The following is a 23727-nucleotide window of genomic DNA, read 5'->3' on the forward strand; positions in this document are numbered from 1 at the left end:
ACGAGAAATAAATATCATGAAGAATTTTTCGATCCACTACGATGAAGTGTATGTGTTTTCTGTTAAAGCTGCAGCTACAGCCTTGCTGGTGGTTGGCAGCAGCAATGCAAGCGCTTTCAACTTCTCTAACGATGCCGACACGATTCGCGGCAGCCTAGATTCTACAATATCCGCAGGCTCAGGCATTCGCACTGACTCGGCCAGTAAAAGTCTTGTAGCGCCTACTTACAACTCGGCCACCGGGGCAAAGACCGGAAATGGCCATATGGGGCAACTTAGTGGCTTAAGCGATCAAGGTGACATCAACTATGACAAAGGTGATGCATTTACCACATACTTGAAAGGCAGCCACGAACTGCTACTCAAGATGCCTGCCGAAGGATTGTCTTTCATGGCCCGAGGAACGTGGTTGCGTGATGTATCGGCGACAGATACTACAGGCGACACCAGCGGGCAAGATGCCTTCGCCGCGGCCCCACCGGATATCAGGGACGGCCTGGCGTCACACGCGCGAGAAAAACTGGCTTTTCAGTCTCGGTTGCTTGATCTATGGATAAGTAAGACGTTTGACATCGGTGATCAACAAGCCAGAGTTCGAGTCGGCAACCAAGTCATAAGCTGGGGTGAAAGTATTTTCGAAGTCGGCGGTATCAATGCCACAAACGGTATCGATGTTAACCGGGCTTCGCAACCTGGCGCGCAAATCAAAGAGTTCGTATTGCCTGCGCCAATTCTCAGTGTCGCTTCCGGGCTAGGTAATGGATTTAACGCCGAAGTCTATATCCAAGGGCATTGGAACGAGAGCTACTTGCCTCCTGTGGGTAGTTATTGGTCAACCTCCACGGTAGGACCAGGAAGCGGTGCATACGGTGTCCGAACTGAGTCTGCACGCGATAGTGGGCAATATGGATTGTCCTTACGGTACCAACCCGATGGCGCAGCTCTCAGCTTAGGAGTTTATGCCATCACTTACCACGATAAACTTCCGCAAATATCACTCGATGCGAGTGGCACCACGGTTTACATGTATCCGGAAGACCGTCACATGTTCGGTGTTAGTGCAAACTTTCCATTGGGCGATTGGGCGATCGGAACCGAGTTATCCTATCGCCCCAAAGATGCGGTTTCTCTAAATGCTTCTAGCGGTTGTGTTTCGCAGGAGGGCAAATGCTGGGTGGACGAGAAAAAATTCCAATGGCACTTAACATCGCTGTTTACGCTTCAACCCTCAAATTCTGGCGGGCTTCTGAAGTTACTTGGCGCCGATACCGCCACACTGACAACAGAGACCGTGGTAATCGCTTATCCTGGGCTGCACGACAGTTATCAAGGATCGCCAATTGCCGCCGGTGGTTGGCTCTGGGGCAATCAGTCAAACGACCTGGCAGTAACCGGCGCTCTAAATAGCCCAGGTGATTCCAAAGGTACAAAGTACTCGGGTGGGTTGGATGTCGATTTTAACTGGATCTACGATGGCTCGCTAATTGGTGGATGGCAAGTTAACCCAGGGGTTTATGTTCGCAGGGGGATGTTTGGCTATACGCCTAACATTAGCGAACAATTCATGGAAGGAGTCACTTCGGTGAATATGTATGTCAACTTCATACAGAATCCGGCGGACTGGCAGGTCGGTATGAATTATACAAAGTTCCTCGGGCCATCTGATCCGCTCACCAATCCACTCCGCGACCGTGACTTCGTTGGCATCAACGTATCCCGTAATTTCTGAGGCGCTATATGAAGGCATTACCCGAGGCCGAATCCGCGCAGCCGGACTTGCTAGTTCGGATATTGAAAAAGCTCGAGAACATACTTTTCGGTCACAAGCAGCTGGTGCTGGGAGTGCTGATTTTATTCACGACGTTAATGGCGTTTTTTGCCGTTCAGCTACGAATGGATGCTGGATTCGAGAAGCAACTTCCAATGGGTCATGAGTATGTTGCAACGTTCAACCAGTACCGCGGAGAGCTCTTGGGGGCGAACCGACTGACCGTGGTCGTCAGGGCTAGGAATGGTGCCATTTGGACGCAAAATGGATTGAAGCGCGTTTATGACGTTACCCAAACACTCAAGTTTTTACCACACGTGGCGGCCAGTAGCGTTCAATCCCTGTGGACACCAAACTCTTTCGTCACGGAGATCACGGAGGACGGGTTCAGAGCTGACCCGATTATTCCGGGCACTGTGACCCCGGATAGCCTGGACGCCGAATCCATCGCCTCCATTACCGCATCTGCAGTCCAAGGCGGCTTTATTGGCAACCTAGTGGCTCGTGATCAAACCAGCGCGATGGTGACTGCCGACCTGAACGAGGTCGATGCTAAGGGTGAGCATATTGATTATGTCGATTTCGACCGAGAATTGGAGGCACAGCTTCGATCTAAGTTCGAAGACGATCAGTTCGAGATTCAGATCATCGGCTTCGCCAAACAGATTGGTGACATCGCAGAAGGCGCCTCCTCCGTCCTCGAGTTTTGTATCATTGCTTTGTTACTCACTGCTCTGGCTGTCTACTGGTACTGTCGTTCAGTCCGCTTAACGTTGCTACCGCTGGCCTGCTCTCTCGTATCGCTCGTTTGGCAGTTTGGCACTCTGCGCTTGCTTGGCTTCGGGCTTGATCCGCTCGGTGTCCTCGTCCCCTTCCTGGTGTTCGCGATTGGCGTTTCACATGGTATCCAACAGATCAACTTCATCGTTCGTGAACTGGCAAGTGGCAAGTCAATGGACGCGGCTGCCAGATCGAGTTTCAGTGGACTCTTAGTGCCTGGGACACTCGCTTTGGTCACGGCATTTGTCTCGTTTATAACCTTGATTTTGATGCCTATCCCGATGGTCCGAGAGCTCGCCATCACGGCCTCGCTTGGCGTTGCATACAAGATAATCACCAATTTGATTATGCTGCCCTTGTCAGCATCCCTGTTGAAGGTGAGCCATAGCTACGCGCAAGGTGCGGAATTGAAGGCGACTCAGCGCGCGCGCTGGTTGCGGGTTTTGGCACGCATTGCAAAACCTCGAAATGCTGCTGCAGTCTTGTTCATTGCTTTAACAGTGTTTGCAACGGCGGTTTGGCAGAGTCGAGATCGCGTAATAGGAACGCTGCAAGCAGGCGCCCCTGAACTTCGACCGGAGGCACGATTCAACAAGGATGCGGTGTCAATCGCTTCAAGTTATGACGTCGGATTGGACTGGTTAACGGTTGTGTTTGAGGCGCCTCCCATGTCATGTGAAGACGTCCAGATTGGCGTCTACCAAGACCGATTTGTGTGGGCTATGCAGTCTGTAGAAGGCGTCATGTCGGTCCTGTCCTTTTCTTCGCTCTTACGCCAGTACAATGAAGGCTATAACGAAGGAAACCCTAAGATGTCTGTAGTGCCGATCGACTCGGCTAACTACTCCTCAATGGGGGTAGAAATTGCTCGAGTTCCCGGCATCATGCGTAAGGATTGCAGCATGACTGCGGTGCACATCTATCTCACGGACCACAAAGCAACGACCATCAGCCGCGTAATCGAGGCGGCGAAAAAATTTCGCGATAAAGACAAGCTGGCAGGTGTCACCATTCGATTGGCATCGGGCAACGCGGGCATCTTGGCGGCTGTCAACGAAGAGATCGAGCACAGCGAGCTGCCTATGATGCTTTACGTGTATGCGACGATCATTTTGCTGGTGTTTTTCGCCTATCGTGATTTTCGCGCAGTTCTCGCGTGCTGCCTTCCGCTCACAATCGGAACCTTCATTGGTTATTGGTTTATGAAGGAACTGCAGATAGGTCTGACCGTAGCAACGCTCCCTGTGATGGTGCTCGCCGTCGGTATCGGTGTCGACTACGCGTTCTACATATATAACCGGCTGCAGCTTCACATGGCCAATGGTGTAGGTGTCGTCCAAGCTTTGGAACAGTCAATCTTAGAGGTAGGAACTGCCACCATTTTTACCGCCATTACGCTGGCAGTAGGCGTCGCGACCTGGTCATTTTCGGAACTCAAGTTCCAAGCGGACATGGGTAAATTGCTCGCGTTTATGTTCATCGTGAACATGGTGATGGCGATCACTGTTTTGCCTGCTTTCGCGGTTTGGCTTGAACGACTTTTCCCGCGTCGCCGCCCCGTCCGCGTCCCCGGGCTGTTGGCACACTGACCTCTGGAGCAGATAGTATGAAAACGTTATTTAAGCGACAGGCGCGTGTTTTGGCGATTGGCACGGTCGTGATCATGGTTTCAGCATCTTCATTTGCGGATATTGTTGGCCCTCTCGAGCCTACGCCAGCAACGATATCCCCCATAGCGACTCAAGCAGCGATGCTGGCCGCCACCTGGGCTGGCCAGAGAGCTGTGAGTGTTGGCGACAATGGCACGATTTTGTTATCCGACAATCACGGAGCGTCCTTTCAGCAAGCCCAATCGGTGCCGGTCAGTTCAACGCTGACTGGCGTGAGCTTCACTGACGACAAGCATGGTTGGGTTGTGGGGCATTGGGGCGCGATTCTGGCAACGGTCGACGGTGGTGAGCAATGGCAGATCCAACGGCTCGCGCTGACGGAAGATCGGCCGCTGTTCGCAGTCCACTTCTTTGATATTAAACAGGGGCTCGCTGTGGGCCTGTGGTCACTCGTTTTGACCACTCAGGATGGTGGAAAGACCTGGACCGAACAAAAGCCCAACCCTATGGACAAGTCACTGTCTGACCTGAACTTGCTGAGCTTGTTTCCTGATATTAAAGGTGGCGTATACGCAACCAGCGAAAGGGGCCGGTTGCTTCACTCAACCGACGCTGGGCGCAGTTGGGACTACTTGGATACGGGCTACGAGGGTTCTCTGTGGTGCGGGAGGCAGTTAGTCGACGGTACGCTTTTAGTCGGCGGGCAGCGTGGGACAATGCTTCGCAGTGAGGACGATGGAAAGACTTGGGTGCGAGTACCGATTGGCAGGAAAAGCTCGATTACCTCTATCGACGTAAGCGGTCGAGAAGTAATTGCCGTTGGGCTGGATGGACTGCAGATGAAGAGCCTTGACGGTGGCCACACGTTTACAGACATTGCAGCCCCGAATAGAGAATCACTAACTGCGGCTCTTGCTACAGAAGATGGCAAATGGCTGCTCTTTTCCCGCCACGGAATCGTCCATCAGGTTGAATAGTGTTAAGCACGTAGAATGTTTGGAGTACTATACAGCAATGATGCGTGTGCTTACTTAAGGACAAGCACACCCTAGCCTACTTGACCTTACTTTCACTAATGGCCTGGTGATTCACCACGACCTCATCAATAATGGCTCTGAACACCTTTTGGATCACTTCTATGGAGACACCGTGACGTAAAGCCAGGAGGGAATACCTCCTCATTTGCTCAGCTTCGCGAGAAGGATCTACCGCCTCCAGGCACCGGGTGGCCTTTATAACGCCAATCTTGCCCGTAGCGATGAATCTTAGCGCAAGTGTCCTGATGAGTTCCTCATCCAATGTATCAATTTCCGCCCTCAAAATACTCAACTGGTCGTTACTCATACGGGTTGCCTCGTAGACTAGAGCCGCCACACAAGTGTCAGCCTTCGTTTATAACCCCGTCCTTGAAGTTCGCATTTGGGTGACGTTGCACTGCCTGTCCCTAAGAGGTAAGCAACGCATGTTGCCAAGTCAGCATCTATATTCTTCACTTCCCGGATGTGCCACAACGTACTGGCGCTGAAGGCCCAAACCCTGGATCCCTAACTCCATCACATCACCGGCTTTCAAGTAAACCGGAGGTTTTTGTCCCAAGCCGACTCCCGGTGGCGTGCCGGTGCTAATCACATCTCCTGGCATCAGGGTCATATAACGACTGATATGACTGACAAGCTCTGCAACACCAAATACCATCGTACGCGTGTTCCCGCTCTGGTAGCGATGACCATTCACCTCCAACCACATGGATAGGTTCTGCGGGTCCGGTACTTCATCTTTGGTCACCAACCACGGTCCGATAGGGCCAAAGGTGTCGCAGCTCTTCCCTTTTACCCACTGACCACCGTGTTCGAATTGAAAATCACGCTCGGATACATCGTTGATCACAACGTAGCCTGCTACATGACGTAGCGCATATTCAGGAGCTACGTCGCGTGCAACATCGCCAATCACAACACCCAGCTCTACTTCCCAATCACACTTACTCGCCCCCTTCGGTATGATCACAGCGTCGTAGGCCCCGCAGATGGCGGTAGTGGCCTTCATAAATAATATTGGCATCTCTGGCACTGCAACTCCCGAATCGGCAGCATGATCGGCGTAATTAAGCCCTACACAAATAAACTTGCCGACCTGCCCAACAGGAGGCCCGTAACGTACGTTCCCCTCAACCAGAGGAAGAAAAGACGTGTCTATTTCACGTAGCCTTCGGAGGCCGATCTCGGAGAGGTGCGCACCAGCAATATCGTCAATGAAGGCTCCGATGTCGCGCAAAGTCCCTGAAGAGTCCAATATTCCTGGCCTCTCGCTACCCGGTTTACCATAACGGAGCAACTTCATTGTAGGTCCTCTCGAAGCACCAAATTGGATCGACAGCAATGTCAACGATCCATCGGGATCGCGTGCATAGCCCTTGTTAAATAACGTTAAAATTGCATGGTCCTCAGGTATGGCATTAAAAATGCGTTTCCGTGACGCACTGTGGTCTATGCGGCTAGCCGTGTCTGGTTATCGCATGCCCGCTGAAATCGCACGGCATCCTCGATCCAAAATAGTAAATCTGCACCCTCGTCTCCCGCCATCCTGCCCTCTCCCCTGCACTTCTCAGCGGCGAGACCAATGCTGCGCGACAAGCCAATGACCCGACCATCTCACACCAAATGTTACAATATAACGATGCATCCATAAATGGCAAAAAACCGGCAAAGCACGAAGGCCAATCCTCCAGAGCCTTCACATTCAAGACACAGCCTCCGTAGTTATAATGTAACAATTGCTAGGTTAATTTGCGCGTTCCGGTGAAGGAGACCAGCCGCCTCGTCAGACGTCGCCTAAACAAGCGGACAGAACGAAGAGGTCCACTCCAGGCGGATACATAGAGATCGAGGCCAGTCGAATGTGCCTAATTCTTACGACACACGTAGTGATTATTTCGGCAGCAAATTTGAACGGGTGATTCGGAAAGTGAACCAAAGAGAACTAAGGATGGCCGCGGTCTTGCTACCGAGATAAACCGGAGGTTTTGAGATGGGCGAATTGATGAGAACACAGAACTCGCGCATCGCCGCAATCGGTGAGTGCATGATAGAGCTGCGCCAAAACAGTGACGATACTCTGCATCATGGATTTGGTGGCGATACGTTAAACACTGCGATTTACATGGTTAGATTATTAGGAGACCGTGCAAAAATTGACTATTTTACGGCATTAGGTAATGACAGCTTCAGTGATTCGATGTGCCGTGCGTGGGCTAAAGAAGGTATCGGATTGACAGGGGTGCAGCGCCTTCCTGGCCGTTTACCCGGACTTTATTGCATTCAGAACGATGCCGCAGGGGAACGCCGATTCTTATACTGGCGCACTGAAGCTGCTGTTCGCGATTGTTTCGCCACTCTGCAGTCGAAAGAGATTCTCGAAACCTTGACACAGTACGACCTGCTTTATATCAGTGGCATTACTTTGGCAATTTTAGGCGAACACGGTCGAGGTCGCTTGTTACCTGCGTTGCGTCGAGCACATGAAGGAGGCACGCGGATCGCTTTTGACAATAATTATCGACCTCGCCTATGGTGCAGTGTCACAGAAGCACGAATAGCGTACCGAAATATATTGCCGATTACTGATGTGGCGTTAGTGAGCGAAGAGGATGACCAGGCATTGTTTGGCTACTCTACCACTGAACAGCTACTTTCAGCTTACGCCGAGTTTGATATCGAGGAAATCATAGTTAAGAGAGGTTCAAACAGTTGCCTATTAGATTGCGAAGGGGAACGAGCTGAGATTGATAGTCAGCGGGTCGATCAAGTGATTGACACAACCGCAGCCGGAGACTCGTTCGGAGCAGCTTATCTGGCGTCGCGCATCCTTGGTAGAAGTCCTGGATTATCTGCGGTCAATGGTCACCGACTTGCTAGCCTGGTGATACAGCATCCCGGAGCCTTGATTTCGACAGAGCTGATGGCTAATTTCGCAATATGAAATACATCTTAAGCTTTCCAATTTTCATTGTTCGACTTCAAGCGTTTTTTCTACATAGAGCCCTATGAAACCGGGTGCGTCCCTTTATAGTTGACGATCACCCGGCGAGGGCAGAAGTTAATGGTTATAAGCGCTTTCGTTATGCTCAGCCAAATCCAGCCCCATTTCCTCAACATGCTCATCTGCCCGCAAACCAATCAGCGCCTTGATCACTTTTAGGATGATCCAGCTGACTGCGAAACAGTACACCGTGGTGAACAGCACCCCTTTTATCTGTGCCACTACCTGACCACCCAACGTCACACCTTCCACCAGACCACCCAGCGACGGCAGGCAGAACACGCCGGTTAGCACCGCGCCAATCATGCCGCCGATGCCATGCAGGCCGAACACGTCGAGGCTGTCGTCGTAACCGAAGCGTTTCTTCAGCACGGTCACGCTGAGGTAACAGAACACGCCGCACAGCAAGCCAATAGCCAAGGCGCCGCCGACTCCAACGTACGCACACGCCGGAGTGATGCCGACCAGACCTGCCAGCGCACCACTGGCCAGACCCAACGCGCTGGGTTTGCCGACCTTGAACCACTCGGTGAACATCCAGCCTAGAATCCCGGCACACGCGCCCAGTTGGGTGTTGAGCATGACGATCCCGGACAGACCATTCAGCCCGCCGCCCGAACCTATGTTGAAACCGAACCAACCGACCCAGAGCATCGCCGCACCGACCATGGTCAGGCTCAGGTTATGAGCGGGCATCGGCGCGTTTGCGTAGCCCTTGCGCTTGCCCAGCATCAGGCACGCTGCCAGCGCCGCAACGCCTGCGTTGATGTGCACCGCGGTGCCGCCAGCGAAATCCAGCACGCCCCAGTTGTGCATCAGCGCACCCGCTCCGCCCCAGACCATATGCGCTACCGGCGCGTAAACCAGGGTGAACCACACGGCCATGAACAGCAGCGCCGCCGAGAACTTCATGCGCTCGGCGAACGCACCAGCGATCAGCGCTGGGGTGATGATGGCGAAGGTCATCTGGAAGGTCACGAACACGCCTTCGGGGATATCCCCCACCAGGCTTTCAGGCGTCATCCCGGCCAGAAACGCGCGACTCAAGCCGCCGACGAAGCTGTTGAAGCTGACCTGACCTTCGACCATGTTAGTGGTGTCGACCACCATGCTGTAGCCGTAGATCACCCACAACACGCCGACTAGTCCGGCCACGCCGAAGCACTGGGTGAACAGCGAAAGCATGTTCTTGGCCCGTACCAGACCGCCGTAAAACAGTGCTAGCCCCGGCAGGCACATGAACAGTACCAGCACCGCCGCGGTGATCATCCACGCGGTGCTGCCAGTGTTGAGCGTCGGGGCGTCGGCCGCCTGAGCCAGAGGAACGAAAGCGCCGAGCGCCCCGGATGTAAAGGCAGAGAGAAGAAGGGATTTGCCGGAAAGATGGTTAACCATTTTCGAAGCTCCTGCAATGAATGGAAAAGTGCCTGGCAGAAAGCGATGTGATGAAGCGTCGGGCCTGGTTGGCCTCTTTTAATTTGATGAGCGTGATCCATGTAGGAGCGCGCTTGCCCGCGATGGCTGTATGTCTGCAAAAAATGCGTTGTCTGACACGACACTATCGTGTTCAAGCGCGCTCCTACAGGGCCGTAGCGCCTTTTAGTACCCCTGCCCCGGAATCCACGAAGTCCCTGCCAGTGGCACCCGAGCCATGGCCGCCGACTCAACGGTCAGTGCCACCAGATCCTCGGGATCGAGGTTGTGCAGGTGCGATTTGCCACAGGCGCGGGCCATGGTTTGCGCTTCCAGCACCAGTACACGCAAATAGTTGGCCAATCGGCGACCGCCCTCGACCGGATCAAGACGCTTGGACAGCTCCGGATCCTGGGTGGTGATACCGGCCGGGTCTCGACCGTTCTGCCAGTCGTCATAGAAACCCGCCGCAGAACCGATCTTCTTCAGCTCTTCGTCCAAACGCGGATGGTTGTCGCCCAGGGCGATCAACGCAGCCGTACCAATGGCCACGGCATCAGCGCCCAATGCTATTGCTTTGGCCACGTCGGCACCGTTGCGAATGCCACCCGAGACAATCAACTGCACCTTGCGGTGCATACCCATCTCCTGCAGCGCCTGAACTGCTTGCGGAATGGCCGGCAGAATCGGAATGCCAACGTGCTCGATGAACACTTCCTGAGTCGCCGCCGTACCGCCCTGCATGCCGTCGAGCACGATGACATCAGCCCCGGCTTTCACGGCCAGCTTGACGTCGTAGTAGGGGCGGCTCGCGCCGATCTTCACGTAGATCGGTTTTTCCCAATCGGTGATTTCGCGGATCTCGGCAATCTTGATCGCCAGATCGTCCGGGCCGGTCCAGTCCGGGTGACGACAGGCCGAGCGCTGATCGACGCCAATCGGCAGAGTGCGCATGCCAGCCACACGTTCAGTCACTTTCATGCCCAGCAGCATGCCGCCGCCACCGGGTTTGGCACCCTGTCCCAGCACGATCTCGATGGCATCGGCTTTGCGCAGATCGTCCGGATTCATGCCGTAGCGGGACGGCAGGTACTGATAGACCAGATGCTGCGACTGACCGCGCTCTTCCGGGGTCATGCCGCCGTCGCCGGTGGTGGTGCTGGTGCCCGCGATGGTTGCGCCACGGCCCAGGGCTTCCTTGGCGTTGGCAGACAGCGCGCCGAAGCTCATGCCCGCGATGGTCACCGGAATCTTCAAGTGAATCGGCTTCTTGGCGAAGCGGTTGCCGAGGATCACATCGGTGCCGCATTTCTCGCGATAGCCTTCCAGCGGATAGCGCGAAACGCTGGCGCCGAGCAGCAGCAGATCGTCGAAATGCGGCAGCTTACGCTTGGTGCCGCCGCCGCGAATGTCATAGATGCCGGTTTCCGCGGCACGCTGGATTTCCTGGATTGTCAGGCGATCGAAAGTGGCCGACTCGCGCAGGACGGGTGGGGCTTTTGGAGTATTGGACTCGCTCATGTTCTTGCTCCTGAATCAGTACGCGGAGGCGTTATCGACTTTGAAGTTGTACAGCTGACGGGCCGAGCCATAGCGCTTGAAATCCGAAGCCTTCTCGTTGAATCCGGCGCGATTGAGCAGCTCTTGCAGCTCTTCGATGTGCTCGGCGCGCATCTCTTTCGCGATGCAGTCCGAGCCCAGCGACTCGACGTTGCCTTTGACGTAGATGCGGGTCTCGTACAGCGAGTCGCCCAGCGCATCGCCCGCATCGCCGCAGACCACCAGGCGACCGGCCTGCCCCATGAAGCAGCTCATGTGGCCGATGCTTCCGCCGACCACGATGTCGATGCCCTTCATGGAAATCCCGCAACGGGCGCCGGCATCGCCTTCAATCACCAGCAGACCGCCGTGGGCCGTGGCGCCTGCCGCTTGCGAAGCGCTGCCTTTGACGCGTACATAGCCCGACATCATGTTTTCGGCACAACCCACGCCGACGTTGCCATGCACGGTGACTGAGGCTTTCTGATTCATTCCGGCGCAGTAGTAGCCGGCGTGCCCCTGAATATCGATGGACACCGCTTCGTTAACGCCGACCGCCAGGTTGTGCGCACCGTTGGAATGGGTCACGACCCACTCACGGTCCTGCACGTTGTTGACTTGATCATGTAGCGCCTGATTCAGCTCACGCACGGTGGAGGTAGAAAGATCGATAGTTTTCATATGTGCGTTCCTTAGGCCGACTCGCGTTCCCAGATGTACATGGTGGCGGGAACGGGTTCCCAGACTTTGGCCTTCTCGATGCCCGGCAGGCTCGACAGCGCCTGATATTCCGAGGCCATGGCAACGTAATCGTCGGTCTCGGCGAGGATCGCCGGCTTGCAGGCAATCGGGTCGCGGATCACCGCAAAACCGTTGCGCGTGCCGATCGCGAAGGTGAAGAAGCCATCCAGCGCTTCCAGCGAACTGTCCAGTGCGGTCTTCAGCGAATCGCCCTGTTGCAGACGCCAGGCCAGGTAACCGGCGGCGACTTCGGTGTCGTTCTCGGTGTCGAAATTGATCCCTTCGCGGCGCAATTCCTGACGCAGACGGAAGTGATTGGAGAGCGAGCCGTTGTGCACCAGACACAGGTCCGCACCGGTGGAAAACGGATGGCTGCCTTCCATGGTCACGGCGCTTTCCGTGGCCATGCGGGTGTGACCGATGATGTGGCTGCCTTTCATGCTGCCCAGACCGAAGCGCTCGGAAATTTCTTTCGGCAGGCCCATGCCCTTAAGGATTTCTATGCTCTTGCCAGCGCTCATGATGCGCACGGTCGGCGCCAGTTCACCCAGCGCGGCACGTACTGAGGCTTCTTCAGCCTTGATCTTCAGGACGATGGCGCTGGCGTTCTGGAACCAGTCCAGCGAAGCACTGAGCTTGCCTTCAAGCGCTGCGATGAGCGCCTTGAAATCGTAGTGTTCAGTGGTCGCCTGCAAGGTCAGCTTGACCCAGCCATCGCCCACTTCATCGCCATAAATGGCAAAACCTGCGCTGTCCGGACCGCGATCGGTCATGGCTTCGAGCATCGGCTCGAAGAGCTTGCCGAGCTGGGATTCCAGCGCCGGATTCTTGAGATAAAGACCTACGATTCCACACATATTCATAACTCCTGGGCAGATGACGCCCAACCCATTGGCAAGCGTCAGAAACGGGTTTGTTAAAACGAGGGGATTAGAAAAACTCTGTGTAGCGCTTCACTTCCCAATCACTCACATGCCGGCTGTATTCCACCCACTCCATGCGCTTGAGCTTGATGAATTCACCGACGATTTCGTTGCCCATCACTTCGGCAAACAGCGGGTCGGCTTCCAGTGCATCGCAGGCTTCTTTGAGCGACTGCGGCAGGGTCTTGATGCCGCGTGCGGCGATTTCTTCGAGGCTCAGTTTGTAGAGGTTCTCGTTGCAGACCTGATCGATTTCCAGCTGACGATCGATGCCGTCCAGGCCGGCGGCGATGATCGCGGCGCTGACCAGATACGGATTGCAACCGGCATCCGGCAGGCGGAATTCGAGGCGGCCGTAAGGCACGCGGACCATGGCCGAACGGTTGTTGGAGCCAAAGGCGATAAAGGCTGGTGCCCAAGTCGCGCCGGACAACGAGTTGCCGACCACCAGGCGTTTGTAGGAGTTGACCGTCGGCGCGGCGAACGCACACAACGCCGGGCCATGGGCTAGCAAACCGGCAGCGAAGTGGTAGGCCATCTTCGACAGGCCCATGCCACTCGGGTCGCTGGCGTCGTGGAAGAGGTTCTTGTTGGTGGCGCTGGCGATGGACAGGTGGAAGTGCATGCCATTACCGGCGCGCTTCGGGTCGGGCTTAGGCATGAACGAGCAGATCATGCCCATGTCATTGGCGATTTCACCGGCGGCCATGCGGAAGAAGGTGAAGCGGTCCGCCGACTCCATGGCATCGCTGTAGGTGTAATTGATCTCGAATTGGCCGTTGGCGTCTTCGTGGTCGATTTGGTAGATGTCGAAACCCACTGGCTGCAGCGCTTCGGTCAGGCGTTCGAGGAATTCACGGGAGCGCGACAGGCCTTTGTAGTCGTAGCAAGGTTTGTCCAGCGAATCGCTAGCGTCGACCAGTTGCAGGGCACCCGCGGCGTCGCGCTTGAACAGGCTGAATTCAGGTTCAAGGCCGGTGTTGAGGATCCAGCCACGGTCGCTCAGACGCTCCACCTGCTTTTGCAGCACGTAACGACTGTCGTACGGCCATGGCTTGCCTTCGACGTGACCGATGCACACTACCCGGCCATATCCCTTCTGCCATGGCACTGGGGTCAGTGACGACAGATCGCCCTTGGCCATAAAGTCCGGCCCGTGGGGCTCCATGCCCATGCCACAAATGGCGAAACCAGCAAAACCTGCGCCGTCTTCAGCGACCATTTGCAGGCCCGAGATCGGCACCGATTTGGTCTTGGACGAACCATGGATATCGACAAACTGGGCCAGCACGTACTTGATGCCGTGCTCCTCGATCAGCCGCTGTGTTTCGGGTGGCAACATGTTCATTCACTCCTGGTGAAAAACTACGCATGAGAGTTTTGTTGACTGATGGCTTTTATTCCAATCAGGAAACTATCTTTCTCATCAGGAATGCAAACCTCTTGCCAACTTGCCAATGCATACAAAGAAAGGCTGATGAAGGGGAATTTGCCCTCTATATATGGGAAACTCGTTTTCACTAGGGGAATATGCTGTCGCAGACAGAGCATCCAGAAATCAAATCGCACATTCCTGGTGCGAATTTAAAATTATTGAACGGAAACCGTGCGCAGCCGATGAATACGCCAGTAGAACAACAACCGAAGTTGAAGCTTGAGCAATATCTGGGTATTCAAATCAAGCGCCAGCGGCAAGCGCAGGAGTTGAAACTGTCCGATGTTGCGCGCATCGCAGGAATCAGCCAGGGCATGTTGAGCAAGATCGAGAACGCCCAGGTCTCCACCAGCCTGGAGAACCTGAGCCGCCTGTGCGACGTGCTCGGCATGCCCATGTCCAAGCTGTTCAGTCAGTACGACCAGCAAGGCAGCAGCGCCCTTTTGGTCAAGCATGACGAAGGGCTGGAAGTGGTGCGACGCGGCACCGAGAAAGGCCACACCTATCACCTGCTCAACCACACCCGCGGGCCGAAGAAGAGTTTCGAGGCCTACATGGTGACCATGGACGACGCCAGCGAAGAATTCCCGACCTTCTCCCACCCCGGCACCGAGTTTCTGCACTTGCTGGAAGGCGAACTGGTGTATCGCCACGGCAATCAGCTGTACCACATGGAAGCGGGCGACAGCCTGACCTTCGACGGCGACATCCCCCATGGGCCGGAAGAGCTGGTGCAAGTGCCAATACGCTTATTGTCGATCATGAATTACGGCGCACAGGGAGAGTAAGTAAGGGCCTCGACATAGGGATATTGAATAGTTTTGTACCGGCTGGTGATGGACCATCCTCTCAGCGTGACGCAAAATGCCCCCCTAGCCTTGAACCGGATTGCACCATGTACCTAACAAAACTCGAAATTTCCGGCATTCGCTCTCACAAAAACTTCGTGTTCCAAGTACCCGAAGAAAAACCTTGGGGTTGGCACGTTATCCTCGGTGATAACGGCGCTGGTAAGTCAAGCTTTGTTAAATCGTTGGCGCTCGCGCTGGCAGGCCCCACTGAGGCCCGAGCATTGCGTCAGGACTGGAGCACTTGGTTGAGTGTAGGCAGCGAGCAAGCCATTGTGACTGCTCATCTAACATGGAACCCTGAAGTTGACTCGATCACAGGTCAGGGCCGTGCCCCGGTTAAGAAGCTGGTCTGCCAGATCATGATCGAATCCAACGATGAGGCCCTGAGTACCGGAGCAATTCTAGTGGAGGGGAAGCACAAGTCGAAAGGGCTCGAACGCACCCTATGGGGCCGAAGCAGTGGGTGGTTTTCCGCATCCTTCGGACCATTTCGCCGCTTCACCGGCGGCAATCGTGATTACGAGCGCATGTTCTACACCAACCCTCGCCTGGCACCGCACCTTACCGCCTTTGGTGAGGACATCGCGTTGACTGAATGCTTGGAATGGCTTAAATCGCTGCACATCAAACAACTCGAAAGCAGAGATGACTCGCAGTTCCTGGACAGTTTGATTGCCTTCATCAACAACGGTGAACTTTTACCCCACGGGTCACGAATCAGCAGAATCAGTTCTGAGGAAATAATCTTTGTCGATGGGAACGGCAACGAGGTCAGTGTTGATTTCCTCAGCGATGGCTATCGCTCAATTCTCAGCCTCACCTTTGAGCTGATTCGCCAATTGACCATCAGTTACGGCCAGGCGGCTGTAGCACAGGAAATTCAGACCGGCGCCATAAGCCTACCAGGTATCGTAGTCATAGATGAGGTCGACGCGCACCTGCACCCATCCTGGCAAAAACGTATAGCACCCTGGTTCTTGAGCGTGTTTCCTAGGCTGCAATTCATCGTTACCACTCACAGCCCTATCATCTGTCAAGCCGCCGAACACGGCTCCGTATGGCGCCTACCGACACCAGGCACTGATGAATCGGGTGGGAAAATCCAAGGCGATACACTCAATCGTTTGATCTTCGGCAACATTCTTGAGGCTTACGACACTTCCTTTTTTGGAGTCGATGTGAGCCGCTCCGAAACCTCGCGCTCCCAGTTGCTGGAGTTGGCGCAGCTTAATCGCAAGCAAGCATTTGGTGAATTGAGCGAAAACGAGTCCATGAGAATAGCCGCGTTGCGTGCAACGATGCCCACTGCGGCATCGGTGGCCGAACGGTCGGGACTGGAGGTGGAATGATTCAGCTCCCTTACACGGATGTTCCGCAGGAAATGCTCTCTGGCTTGGCCGACTACCAGAGGGTTGTCGACAGTCAAGCCTCGTATGCGGAGCGAGTTGCCAAGGCCAAATCCGAGTTTTCCACACGTAACAAAAAAACCAACATGGTTTTCAAAGAAGTGCGAGCTGCACTGTCGAGGATGTGCACGAACACCCGCCGCTGCTGCTATTGCGAAGATTCGATGGCGGACGAAGTCGAGCATATCGCGCCTAAAGACCTTTACCCTGAACGGGTGTTTGACTGGCAGAACTATCTATATGCCTGCGGGCCGTGCAACAGCCCAAAAGGCAGCCAGTACGCAGTCGTAACAGCCACCGGCGAGCTACAGCCAGTCAATCGACCTAAGGGTGCTCCAGTCACCCCTCCTATGGGCGGAACACACGCGCTGATCAACCCGCGATTGGAAAACCCTCAAGACTTCTTATGGCTGGATATTGTCGACACGTTCAATTTTGTCGCGTTGGCTGATCCAGGAACCATTTCGGAGAGAAGGGCCATCTATACATGCAAGATTTTGGCGCTGAACAATCGTGATGTTCTCATTGAGGCCCGACGTGTAGCGTTCGGCTCATACCGAGCACGGCTTTTTGAGTACATCCATAAACGCAACGGTGGCGCCGAAGACGCTGAATTGCTCAGACTGATTGCCGGTTTGAGGTCAATGGCAAATCCAGCAGTATGGGCCGAGATGAAAAGGTCGCATGCGGCACGTCCTGAGATCAACCAGTTGTTCATTCAAGCGCCAGAAGCTTTGACCTGGTGATTTTGATCTAGCTTGGCAATCTGCCTCTGGTCGTGTGACCCACGACCTTAAAAATTTTCCCACCAGTTAAAAAAGTTTCCAGAAACCTCTGGACGCGTTGTCTCCTTTCGCCTATAAAACAGCCTTCATGAATATTTAATTCCTGATAGGAATTTTTATTCATCTGCAAAATACCCGTTCACCCCTGAATTTTTCGCGCTGATCGTTATCCGTTTGCTGAACTACCGCCATCTTCCAGAGGACATGCCATGCAACACGAAAAGAACCATTTCATTCTCAAGATCAGCTGTCCGGCGACCTCCGGCATCGTTGCGGCGGTCACCTCTTACCTGGCGGGCAACAGCTGCTACATCGGTGAAATGGCGCAGTTCGACGACGAATTCAGCGGCAAATTCTTCATGCGCGCGGTGTTCCGTTTCAACGACGGTCACGCCGGCGAGATCGCCCAGCTCAAGGCCGGTTTCGAAGACGTGGCCAAGGCGTTCGATATGCAGTGGGAACTGCACGACACCCGCGAGCCCATGCGTGTGCTGCTGATGGTGAGCAAGTTTGATCACTGCCTCACCGACCTGCTCTACCGCTACCACAAGGGCGAGATGGAAATGACCATCACCGCCATCGTTTCCAACCACCTCGACCTGCGCCCCATGGCCGAGCGCGAAGGCATTCGTTTCATCTACCTGCCGGTGACCAAAGACACCAAGGCCCAGCAGGAGGCGGCGCTGATGAGAGTGGTCGACGAGACCGGCACCGATCTGGTGGTCCTCGCCCGCTACATGCAAATCCTCTCCGATGACCTGTGCAAGCAACTGTCGGGCCGAGCCATCAACATTCACCACTCGTTTCTCCCTGGCTTCAAAGGCGCCAAGCCTTATCACCAGGCTTACGAGCGTGGCGTCAAGCTGATCGGCGCCACCGCCCATTACGTCACCAGCGACCTGGACGAAGGCCCGATCATCGAGCAGGAAGTGCAGCGCGTGGATCACGTCTACCTGCCGGATGATCTCGTCGCCACAGGTCGTGACACCGAAACTGTTGCCCTGTCGAAGGCGGTGAAATACCACCTGGAGCATCGGGTTTTCCTCAACAAGGACAGAACGGTAATCTTCCGGTGAGCACTTCCAAAATAATCGATGGCAAAGCCGCAGCCGACCGCGTACTCGCTCACGTCAAAGCCGACGTGCAGAAACTGAAACTCGAAGGCATTGAGCCTGCGCTGGCAGTGATTCTGGTGGGTCAGGACCCGGCCAGTCAGGTCTACGTGCGCAACAAGATCCTGCGCGCTGAAGAGGCCGGGATTCGCTCGCTGGAGTACCGCCTGAGCGCCGACACCTCTCAGGCGCAGCTGCTCAAGCTGATCGCCGAACTGAACGCAGATGACGGCGTCACCGGCATCCTCCTGCAGTTGCCGCTGCCTGCACACGTCGAAGAAACCCGTGCCCTGCAGGCCATCGCGCCGGGCAAGGACGTCGACGGTTTTCACAGCGAAAACGTCGGCGGCCTGAGCCAGGGGCGCGATGTACTGACGCCCTGCACGCCCAGCGGCTGCATGCAGTTGCTCGAAGACGCCTGCGGTGACCTGAGCGGCAAGCACGCAGTGGTCATCGGTCGCTCGAACATCGTCGGCAAACCCATGGCCGCCCTGCTGCTCAAGGCCCACTGCTCGGTGACCGTGGTGCATTCACGCAGTGTCGACGCCAAGGCTCTGTGCCGTCAGGCCGACATCGTCGTCGCCGCCGTCGGCCGCCCACGGATGATCGACGCCAGCTGGCTCAAGCCAGGTGCAGTGGTCATCGACGTCGGCATCAACCGTATTGAAGAAGATGGCCGCAGCCGCCTGGTGGGTGACGTCGATTTCGACAGCGCCCTGCCCCAGGTTTCGGCGATCACCCCGGTGCCGGGTGGCGTCGGCCCGATGACCATCGCCTTCCTGATGAAAAACACCGTGACCGCTGCCGTTCAGCAGGCCCACGCGCAGCGGTCCCAATTGCACAGCAGCACCTCGGAGGCCGTATGCCTTTCAATCTCCTGAAATACGGGCTCAGCTCGGAATACCCGGTCGAGGTCGATCTGCCTGCGCCGAAAGAACTCAAATCCTCTTACGACGTGGTGATCATCGGCGGCGGCGGCCATGGCCTGGCCACCGCGTACTACCTGTCGAAATACCACGGCATCACCAACGTCGCGGTGCTGGAAAAAGGCTATCTGGGTGGCGGCAACACGGCGCGAAACACCGCCGTGATCCGCTCCAATTACCTGACCAGCGAAGGCGTGCGTTTCTACGCCGAATCGGTGCGCATGTTCGAAGGCCTCTCCAACGAGTTTGACTTCAACATCATGTATTCGCACCGGGGCCAGCTGACCCTGGCCCACACCGACGCCACTGTGCGTTCGTTCCGTCAGCGCGCAGAGGTCAACAAACACTTCGGCGGTCGCACCGAGATGATCGACCGCCAGCAGATTCGCGAACTGGTGCCGTCGCTCAACCTTGATCCGGGGTACATCCCCGTACTTGCCGGCCTGTGGCACATCGACGGCGCCACGGCGCGGCACGATGCCGTGGCCTGGGGTTACGCCAAGCAGGCGGCCAAGCGTGGCGTGGAGATTCATCAGCTCACTGAAGTTCAGGAACTGGTCATCGAAAACGGCACCATCACGGCGGTCAAAACCAATCGCGGCACCATCAAGTGCGGCTGCGCGGTTCAGGCGGTCGCAGGCATGAGCTCGCAGCTGATGAAGAAGGCCGGGATTCGCTCGCCGATCCAGACCTTCCCGCTGCAAGCCATGGTCACCCAGCCATTCAAGCCCTTCCTCGACCCGCTGGTGAGTTCGTCCGCCCTGCACTGCTACGTGCAGCAGACCAGCCGGGGCGAAGTGGTGTTTGGGGGCGGGTCTGATCCCTACCCGCTGTTCAACACCCGCTCGACACTCGATCTGAAAGAAAGCCTGCTGGCCCACGCCATCGAAATGTTCCCGTTCCTGGCCAACGCCAAGCTGATGCGCCAGTGGGCCGGGATCACCGACATGACCCCGGATTACAGCCCGATCATGGGCCTGTCGCCGGTGAAGAATTACTACCTGGACGCTGGCTGGGGCACGTGGGGTTTCAAGGCCACGCCGATTTGCGGCAAGACCATGGCTGAGCTGGTCGCCAGCGGCGGCAAGGTGCCGGAACTGATTAGACCGTTCGGTCTGGAGCGGTTTTCGACCTTCCAGCAAGTCAACGAAATGGGCGCGACAGCGGCCAGTCACTGACCGCCATTGAGTAAGGAGAGAGAGATGAAAGTCATGACTTGCCCGCTCAACGGGCCGCGCAATATCAGCGAATTCACCTACGGCGGAGAGTTCAAGCAGATGCCCGATCCTCAGACCTGCAGCGACGCCGAGTGGGCCGATTACGTGTTCAACTGCGAAGACGTTCTGGGTGTGGTTCGCGAATGGTGGATGCACAATCCGTCCAGCTATTGGTTCCTGGCCGAGCGCCACACCGGCAGCGACGAAATCCTGCGCACCCTCGATCCCAAAGAGCTGTTCAGCCAGCGCGTCGAGTTCATCGCCGCTGCCAAGGAGACCGCCCGATGAGCCGCCTTCCCGCCCCCATGGGTCTGTTGATCGACCGCAATCAGCCGCTGGATTTCACTTTCGATGGCAAGCCGTATCAGGGCTTTGCCGGCGACAGCATCGCCAGCGCCCTGCTTGCCAACGGCCGCTTTCTGCTGTCTCGCTCGTTCAAATACCACCGCCCACGCGGCCCCCTGACCATGGCCGGGCAAGACGCCAACACGTTGGTGCAGCTGCCCAGCGAGCCCAACGTGCTGGCGGACAGTCACTTGCTGGAAAGCGGCGTTCAGGTCACCGGGCAGAACTTCAACGGCTCGCTGGACAACGACAAGGACGCTTACCTCGGCAAGTTCTCCAAGTTCATGCCGGTGGGCTTTTATTACCGCTCGTTATACAAGCCCAAGGGCGCGTGGAAACTCTGGGAGCCGATCATTCGCAAGAAGGCCGGCCTGGGTGTGCTCGATCTGAAATTCCAGCCCGAGTATTACGACAAAGCCTATCTGTTCGCTGATCTGGCCGTGATCGGCGCAGGCCCTGCCGGTCTTCAGGCCGCACTGACTGCCGCCAACGCTGGCGCCAAAGTGCTGCTGATCGAGCAACAGCCGGTCCTCGGCGGCTCGCTGACTTACGCCCGCTTCGATCTCGAAGGCACTCGCTCCGAGACCGTGCGCACTGAATTGGTCAGCGCCGTCGAAGGCCACGCCAACATTCGCGTGCTGAAAAAAGCCACCTGCAACGCCTGGTTCACTGACAACTACCTGCCGGTGATTCAGGGCATGCGCATGTACAAAGTGCGCGCCGCGCAATGCCTGATCGCCAGTGGCTCGTTCGACCAGCCGGTGATTTTCCGTAACAACGATTTGCCCGGCGTGATGCTGACCAGTGCCGCGCAACGCCTGATGAAGCTCTACGCAGTCAAGCCGGGCAAGCGCGCTGTGGTGCTGACGGGCAACGATGACGGTTATCTGGCCGCGCTGGACCTGCACGATCAGGGCGTTGAAATGGCTGCGCTGGTGGACATGCGCAGCAACCCCGCCGACCGCGCCCTGCTGCTGGCGCTGGAAAAGCGCGGCATCACCTGCCATCTCGGCAGCACGGTATTTGAGGCGCGGCACGAAAAAGGCATGCGTCACGTCAGCGGCGCCGACATCCGCACGATCACCGGGCAAGGTCAGGTCGCCGGCAGCGGGTTGGTTCTCGATTGCGATCTGCTGTGCATGTCCGGCGGCTATATGCCGGTCTATCAGTTGCTGTGTCAGGCGGGCGGCAAGTTGGCCTACGACGACCAACTGGCGGAATTCACCCTCAGCGGCCTGCCGAAAAACCTCAGCGTTGCGGGGTCGGCCCATGGTTATCACGCGCTGGACAATGTGCTGGCCGACGCTATTCATGCCGCTGCCGATATCGTCATGGCGCTTGATCTGGAACTGGCCGCCAAGCCTCTGGCGATGCGCCCTGAAGCGCAGGTCAACTTCCCGTGGCCGATCTTTCCGCACCCCAAAGGCAAGGATTTCGTCGACTTCGATGAAGACCTGCAAGTGCGCGACATCATCAACGCCACCAAAATCGGCTATCGCGACGTGCAGCTGGTCAAGCGCTACTCCACTGTAGGAATGGGCCCATCCCAAGGGCGTCATTCGGCATTGCCGACAGCGCGACTGGTTGCTGCCTCGACCCAGCGCAGCATCAGCGAAATTGGCGTCACCACAGCTCGTCCGCCCTTTGAGGCCGAGAAACTGGCCCACGTCGCAGGGCGTGCGTTTGACCCGTACCGGCAGACGCCAATGCACAAACGGCATGTGGAGGCTGGCGCGAAAATGATGCCCGCCGGCATCTGGCAGCGTCCGGCTTATTACGGCAAGACCACCGAGCGTGAGGCCTGCATGCAGGCCGAAGCGCTGCACGTGCGCAACAAGGTCGGCATCATCGACGTATCGACCCTGGGCGGTCTGGACGTGCGCGGCCCGGACGCCGCCGAATTGCTCAACCGCATGTACACCTTCGCCTTCCTCAAGCAGCCGATCGGTCGCTCCCGTTATGCGCTGATGACCAACGAGCACGGCGTGGTCATTGACGATGGCGTGTGCGCACGCTTCGGCGAGCACCATTTTTACGTCACCGCCACCACCAGCGGCGTTGATCGCATTTATCAGCAAATGCTCAAGTGGAACGCACAGTGGCGCCTGAATGTGGACATCGCTAACGTCACGGCGGCGATTTCGGCGGTCAACGTGGCAGGACCGGATTCACGCAAAGTGCTGGAAAAGGTCTGCCAGGATCTGGATCTGTCGGCTGAAGGTTTTCCTTATCTGGGTGTGCGTCAGGGCACCGTGGCGGGGATCAAGGCGCGCTTGCTGCGGGTCGGTTTCGTCGGCGAACTGGGCTATGAAATCCACGTTCCCGCTCGTCACGCATTGAAGCTGTGGGACGCATTGATGGAAGCCGGCAAGGCCTTCGATATCCGCCCGTTCGGCGTCGAAACCCAGCGTCTGCTGCGTCTGGAGAAAGGCCACGTGATCATCAGTCAGGACACCGACGGCATGACCCATCCGGGCGAGATCGACATGGGTTGGGCGGTGAGCCGTACCAAGCCGTTCTTCGTCGGCCGCCGCTCGGTGGATATCCTCGAAGCCCAGCCGCAGAAACGCAAACTGGTGGGTTTCACGCTGCCCAAGGCCAGCCCGCAACCGCTGGAAGGCCATCTGGTGCTCAGCGGTCCGGACATCAGCGGCAACGTGACGTCCTGCGAGTACTCGCAATCCCTGGACAAGATCATCGGTCTGGCCTACGCCGCGTTCGATCAAAGCCAGCCAGGGCAGCAGATTCCGATTCGTGTCGAGGACGGCGTGATCGTCCAGGCCACCGTGGTAAAACTGCCTTTCTTCGATCCTGAAAACCAGCGCCAGGAGCTCTGAC

General features: G+C 56.4%; 19 protein-coding genes. 12 read left to right on the plus strand and 7 right to left on the minus strand.

The genetic code is table 11. The annotated features are described in order from the left end of the window. Positions 1–16: 16 nt before the first annotated feature. From MF6394_RS29855 to MF6394_RS29865, 3 genes are read left to right on the plus strand one after another with little or no spacing between them, the layout of a single operon-like run. Positions 17–1729, plus strand: a complete 1713-nt coding sequence (locus MF6394_RS29855) for a DUF1302 domain-containing protein (protein WP_070413567.1) — start codon at positions 17–19, stop codon at positions 1727–1729. A gap of 8 nt (positions 1730–1737) precedes the next feature. After that, the gene (locus tag MF6394_RS29860; RefSeq protein ID WP_070413566.1) at positions 1738–4137 is read left to right on the plus strand and encodes an efflux RND transporter permease subunit; all 2400 of its coding nucleotides are present in this window, start codon (positions 1738–1740) and stop codon (positions 4135–4137) included. Positions 4138–4154: 17 nt separating this feature from the next. Continuing rightward, complete coding sequence (locus MF6394_RS29865) at positions 4155–5135, plus strand: WD40/YVTN/BNR-like repeat-containing protein (protein WP_070413565.1); 981 nt, start codon at positions 4155–4157, stop codon at positions 5133–5135. A gap of 76 nt (positions 5136–5211) precedes the next feature. Here MF6394_RS29865 and MF6394_RS29870 read toward each other — a convergent pair whose 3' ends face one another. After that, positions 5212–5502 (minus strand): chorismate mutase, encoded by a 291-nt coding sequence (locus MF6394_RS29870; protein WP_054895786.1) that lies wholly within the window; start codon positions 5500–5502, stop codon positions 5212–5214. 129 nt (positions 5503–5631) lie between these two features. Then, positions 5632–6498, minus strand: coding sequence for a fumarylacetoacetate hydrolase family protein (locus MF6394_RS29875; RefSeq protein WP_070413564.1), 867 nt, complete (start codon positions 6496–6498; stop codon positions 5632–5634). 687 nt (positions 6499–7185) lie between these two features. Here MF6394_RS29875 and MF6394_RS29880 point away from each other — a divergent pair. Continuing rightward, complete coding sequence (locus MF6394_RS29880; protein WP_099421682.1) at positions 7186–8136, plus strand: sugar kinase; 951 nt, start codon at positions 7186–7188, stop codon at positions 8134–8136. A 117-nt stretch (positions 8137–8253) separates the two neighbouring features. Here the strand turns inward: MF6394_RS29880 and MF6394_RS29885 are convergent, their stop codons facing one another. The 5 genes from MF6394_RS29885 to glnT all read right to left on the minus strand — a co-directional run bounded on the left by MF6394_RS29885 (position 8254) and on the right by glnT (position 14154). After that, on the minus strand, positions 8254–9591 hold the full coding sequence (locus tag MF6394_RS29885; RefSeq protein WP_054895788.1) for an ammonium transporter: 1338 nt from the start codon (positions 9589–9591) through the stop codon (positions 8254–8256). A 204-nt stretch (positions 9592–9795) separates the two neighbouring features. Then, on the minus strand, positions 9796–11130 hold the full coding sequence (locus MF6394_RS29890) for an FMN-binding glutamate synthase family protein (RefSeq protein WP_054895789.1): 1335 nt from the start codon (positions 11128–11130) through the stop codon (positions 9796–9798). A gap of 15 nt (positions 11131–11145) precedes the next feature. After that, on the minus strand, positions 11146–11829 hold the full coding sequence (locus MF6394_RS29895) for a protein glxC (RefSeq protein ID WP_054895790.1): 684 nt from the start codon (positions 11827–11829) through the stop codon (positions 11146–11148). Between the two features lie 11 nt (positions 11830–11840). Next, positions 11841–12746: a class II glutamine amidotransferase gene (locus MF6394_RS29900; protein ID WP_054895791.1), complete on the minus strand. Its 906-nt coding sequence runs from the start codon at positions 12744–12746 to the stop codon at positions 11841–11843. A 73-nt stretch (positions 12747–12819) separates the two neighbouring features. Then, positions 12820–14154: a type III glutamate--ammonia ligase gene (glnT, locus tag MF6394_RS29905; protein WP_078468117.1), complete on the minus strand. Its 1335-nt coding sequence runs from the start codon at positions 14152–14154 to the stop codon at positions 12820–12822. Positions 14155–14429: 275 nt separating this feature from the next. Between glnT and MF6394_RS29910 the strand changes: the two genes are divergently transcribed. The 8 genes from MF6394_RS29910 (at position 14430) to MF6394_RS29945 (ending at position 23726) form a co-directional block, all read left to right on the plus strand. Continuing rightward, positions 14430–15035, plus strand: coding sequence for a helix-turn-helix domain-containing protein (locus MF6394_RS29910; protein ID WP_054895793.1), 606 nt, complete (start codon positions 14430–14432; stop codon positions 15033–15035). Positions 15036–15142: 107 nt separating this feature from the next. Beyond that, positions 15143–16447 carry an AAA family ATPase gene (locus MF6394_RS29915; RefSeq protein ID WP_070413562.1) on the plus strand — a complete coding sequence of 435 codons (1305 nt, stop codon included), beginning with the start codon at positions 15143–15145 and terminating at the stop codon, positions 16445–16447. Then, on the plus strand, positions 16444–17250 hold the full coding sequence (locus MF6394_RS29920) for a hypothetical protein (RefSeq protein ID WP_070413561.1): 807 nt from the start codon (positions 16444–16446) through the stop codon (positions 17248–17250). Before MF6394_RS29915 ends, MF6394_RS29920 begins: the two co-directional genes overlap by 4 nt. A 248-nt stretch (positions 17251–17498) precedes the next feature. Further along, complete coding sequence (gene purU / locus MF6394_RS29925) at positions 17499–18365, plus strand: formyltetrahydrofolate deformylase (RefSeq protein WP_070413560.1); 867 nt, start codon at positions 17499–17501, stop codon at positions 18363–18365. Beyond that, positions 18362–19282 (plus strand): bifunctional methylenetetrahydrofolate dehydrogenase/methenyltetrahydrofolate cyclohydrolase FolD, encoded by a 921-nt coding sequence (gene folD / locus MF6394_RS29930; protein ID WP_070413559.1) that lies wholly within the window; start codon positions 18362–18364, stop codon positions 19280–19282. Before purU ends, folD begins: the two co-directional genes overlap by 4 nt. Beyond that, on the plus strand, positions 19264–20505 hold the full coding sequence (locus MF6394_RS29935) for an FAD-dependent oxidoreductase (RefSeq protein WP_070413558.1): 1242 nt from the start codon (positions 19264–19266) through the stop codon (positions 20503–20505). The genes folD and MF6394_RS29935 overlap by 19 nt, the downstream gene beginning before the upstream one ends. 24 nt (positions 20506–20529) lie before the next feature. Further along, positions 20530–20832 carry a sarcosine oxidase subunit delta gene (locus tag MF6394_RS29940; protein WP_070413557.1) on the plus strand — a complete coding sequence of 101 codons (303 nt, stop codon included), beginning with the start codon at positions 20530–20532 and terminating at the stop codon, positions 20830–20832. Continuing rightward, a complete protein-coding gene (locus tag MF6394_RS29945) occupies positions 20829–23726 on the plus strand; it encodes a 2Fe-2S iron-sulfur cluster-binding protein (RefSeq protein ID WP_070413556.1) in 2898 nt (965 codons plus the stop codon). The genes MF6394_RS29940 and MF6394_RS29945 overlap by 4 nt, the downstream gene beginning before the upstream one ends. The last annotated feature ends 1 nt before the right edge of the window (position 23727 follow it).

This window comes from Pseudomonas sp. MF6394 (assembly GCF_002018845.1).
GTDB lineage: Bacteria > Pseudomonadota > Gammaproteobacteria > Pseudomonadales > Pseudomonadaceae > Aquipseudomonas > Aquipseudomonas lactis.

Excerpts from the sequence above, each read along its gene's own strand:
- glnT (WP_078468117.1), bottom strand. The coding sequence starts at position 14,154 with ATGTTGCCACCCGAAACACAGCGGCTGATCGAGGAGCACGGCATCAAG.
- MF6394_RS29875 (WP_070413564.1), bottom strand. The coding sequence starts at position 6,498 with ATGAAGTTGCTCCGTTATGGTAAACCGGGTAGCGAGAGGCCAGGAATA.
- MF6394_RS29895 (WP_054895790.1), bottom strand. The coding sequence starts at position 11,829 with ATGAAAACTATCGATCTTTCTACCTCCACCGTGCGTGAGCTGAATCAG.
- purU (WP_070413560.1), top strand. The coding sequence starts at position 17,499 with ATGCAACACGAAAAGAACCATTTCATTCTCAAGATCAGCTGTCCGGCG.
- MF6394_RS29920 (WP_070413561.1), top strand. The coding sequence starts at position 16,444 with ATGATTCAGCTCCCTTACACGGATGTTCCGCAGGAAATGCTCTCTGGC.
- MF6394_RS29945 (WP_070413556.1), top strand. The coding sequence starts at position 20,829 with ATGAGCCGCCTTCCCGCCCCCATGGGTCTGTTGATCGACCGCAATCAG.
- MF6394_RS29885 (WP_054895788.1), bottom strand. The coding sequence starts at position 9,591 with ATGGTTAACCATCTTTCCGGCAAATCCCTTCTTCTCTCTGCCTTTACA.
- MF6394_RS29865 (WP_070413565.1), top strand. The coding sequence starts at position 4,155 with ATGAAAACGTTATTTAAGCGACAGGCGCGTGTTTTGGCGATTGGCACG.
- MF6394_RS29910 (WP_054895793.1), top strand. The coding sequence starts at position 14,430 with ATGAATACGCCAGTAGAACAACAACCGAAGTTGAAGCTTGAGCAATAT.
- MF6394_RS29940 (WP_070413557.1), top strand. The coding sequence starts at position 20,530 with ATGAAAGTCATGACTTGCCCGCTCAACGGGCCGCGCAATATCAGCGAA.
- MF6394_RS29870 (WP_054895786.1), bottom strand. The coding sequence starts at position 5,502 with ATGAGTAACGACCAGTTGAGTATTTTGAGGGCGGAAATTGATACATTG.
- MF6394_RS29900 (WP_054895791.1), bottom strand. The coding sequence starts at position 12,746 with ATGTGTGGAATCGTAGGTCTTTATCTCAAGAATCCGGCGCTGGAATCC.
- MF6394_RS29855 (WP_070413567.1), top strand. The coding sequence starts at position 17 with ATGAAGAATTTTTCGATCCACTACGATGAAGTGTATGTGTTTTCTGTT.
- MF6394_RS29860 (WP_070413566.1), top strand. The coding sequence starts at position 1,738 with ATGAAGGCATTACCCGAGGCCGAATCCGCGCAGCCGGACTTGCTAGTT.
- MF6394_RS29890 (WP_054895789.1), bottom strand. The coding sequence starts at position 11,130 with ATGAGCGAGTCCAATACTCCAAAAGCCCCACCCGTCCTGCGCGAGTCG.
- MF6394_RS29880 (WP_099421682.1), top strand. The coding sequence starts at position 7,186 with ATGGGCGAATTGATGAGAACACAGAACTCGCGCATCGCCGCAATCGGT.
- MF6394_RS29935 (WP_070413558.1), top strand. The coding sequence starts at position 19,264 with ATGCCTTTCAATCTCCTGAAATACGGGCTCAGCTCGGAATACCCGGTC.
- MF6394_RS29915 (WP_070413562.1), top strand. The coding sequence starts at position 15,143 with ATGTACCTAACAAAACTCGAAATTTCCGGCATTCGCTCTCACAAAAAC.